The following is a 2,140-nucleotide window of genomic DNA, read 5'->3' on the forward strand; positions in this document are numbered from 1 at the left end:
AAGGACGACCTCGGGCACCCGCACCTGCAGGCGTTGTATGCCCATCACCGGCCGAATGCCGGATGGCAGTCCGAGGAGCATTTTTCCGACGGAACGCTGCGCTTGCTGGGCCTGCTCTGGGCGCTGCTTGATGGGAACTCCCCGCTGCTGCTGGAGGAGCCGGAAATCTCCCTGAACGATGCCATCGTCAAGGAAATCCCGCTGATCCTGCAGCGGCTGCAGCGTGATCGCAAGGTGCGCCGGCAGATCCTGCTGAGCACGCACAGCGAGGCGCTCCTGAGCAACCCGGGTATTGATGGCCGCAGCGTGGTGGTGCTCGAAAGCAGCCCGGAAGGCACCAAGGCCAGGACTCTGCAGCAAGACGAGAGCATCGCGTTGGAAGCGGGTTTGTCCGTGGCCGAAGTGGTTCTGCCAAAGACCCGGCCCACACAGGTGAACCAGTTGGGCTTGTGGCAGTGATTCCCATCGCCCTGGCGACGGAAGATGCGCTGAGCGAATCATTGGGCCAACGCTTGCTGGCTGAATTGACTCCAAAGCTGCCGGAGCCCATGCTGCTACGCAAGGGCGGGTTCGGCTACCTCCGGTCCGGCATGCCGAAGTGGCGTCAACTATCGCAACGGCAAGCCGTGGTGATCCTGGCTGACCTCGATGACACCACGTGTCCCGCGGTATTGCGGGCCGACTGGTTGGGCGGCTTGCCATGCCCAGAGAATCTGCTGCTTCGTGTCGCCGTCCGAGAGGCCGAGTCGTGGCTGCTCGCCGACCACGAAGCCATGCGTCAGTTGATGGGGGCGAAGGGCGCGCTGCCCAGGAATCCGGATGCATTGCCGGACCCGAAGAAGTTCGTCCTGGATTTGGCGCAGAAGGCGCCCCGCGATGTGCGCCTCGACATGGTCCGGGCGTCAGGTGCCATGTCCGGCCAGGGCATCGGCTACAACGCCCGGCTCACCGCCCTTGTCGCGACGACGTGGTCTCCTGAGCGTGCCGCGGAGCGCTCGCCCAGCCTGGGGCGGGCTCGCATTCGCTTGCGCCAGATGGTGGACCGGCTCCACGCCCATCCCCCTGCGTAAACTCCCACCATGTTCCCCCGCAAGCTCGACGACGCCCGCGCCTTTGCCATCGCGCAAGCCATGCGCGATGGCTTCAACAAGCATTACCGCCTGTTCCGCGCCACCAGCCGGGCAGCCAAGCAGCGCTTCGACGCCGGCGACTGGGCCGGCCAGCAGCGCGCGCAGCGCGAGCGCATCGAGTTCTACGACCGCCGCGTGGCCGAGGCCACCGAGCGGCTGCAGACGGAGTGGAACGCCGCCGACCTGCCCGGCGACACCTGGCAGCAGGTCAAGCTGCACTACATCGGCCTCTTGATCGACCACCACCAGCCCGAACTGGCCGAGACCTTCTTCAATTCGGTCACCACCAAGATCCTGCACCGCCACTACTTCCGCAACGACTTCATCTTCGTGCGGCCGGCCGTGAGCACCGAGTACATCGAGAACGACGAGCCGGCTTCGTTGCCCACCTACCGCGCCTACTACCCCACGCGCGAGACGCTGCGCGAGACCTGCCTGCGCATCATCACCAACTTCCAGCTCGAACGCGAGTTCGAGGACCTGGGCCGCGACGTGGAGCTCGTGCTGGCGGTGCTGCGCAAGGAACTGGGCGAGTACCGGCTGCGCACCAACTTCCAGGTGCAGGTGCTCAGCTCGCTGTTCTTCCGCAACAAGGGCGCCTACGTGGTGGGCAAGATCATCAACGGCTTCCGCGAGCGGCCCTTCGCGCTGCCCATCGTGCACACGCCGCAGGGCAAGCTGGCGGTGGATGCGGCGCTGTTCGGCGAGGACGATCTGCAGCTCATCTTCAGCTTCGCCCACACCTACTTCATGGTGGACATGGAGACGCCCTCGGCCTACGTGCAGTTCCTGCGCTCGCTGATGCCGCGCAAGCCGCGCGCCGAGCTGTACAACGCCCTCGGCCTGCAGAAGCACGGCAAGAACCTGTTCTATCGCGACTTCCTGCACCACCTGCGCCACAGCGGCGACATGTTCCGCATCGCCCCCGGCATCAAGGGCATGGTGATGATGGTGTTCGACCTGCCGTCGTTCCCGTACGTGTTCAAGGTCATCAAGGACTTCTACCCCGC

General features: G+C 65.2%; 3 protein-coding genes. All 3 read left to right on the forward strand.

The window, feature by feature from the left end:
* The coding region (locus tag VFL64_RS11670) for an AAA family ATPase (RefSeq protein WP_489540548.1) at positions 1-459 on the forward strand (459 nt) is incomplete at its 5' end.
* On the forward strand, positions 456-1,070 hold the full coding sequence (locus VFL64_RS11675) for a hypothetical protein (RefSeq protein WP_489540549.1): 615 nt from the start codon (positions 456-458) through the stop codon (positions 1,068-1,070). The genes VFL64_RS11670 and VFL64_RS11675, both read left to right, overlap by 4 nt.
* A gap of 9 nt (positions 1,071-1,079) precedes the next feature.
* The coding region (locus tag VFL64_RS11680; protein WP_489540550.1) for an isocitrate dehydrogenase kinase/phosphatase AceK regulatory subunit at positions 1,080-2,140 on the forward strand (1,061 nt) is incomplete at its 3' end.

This window comes from Rhizobacter sp. (assembly GCF_035702065.1).
GTDB lineage: Bacteria > Pseudomonadota > Gammaproteobacteria > Burkholderiales > Burkholderiaceae_C > Rhizobacter.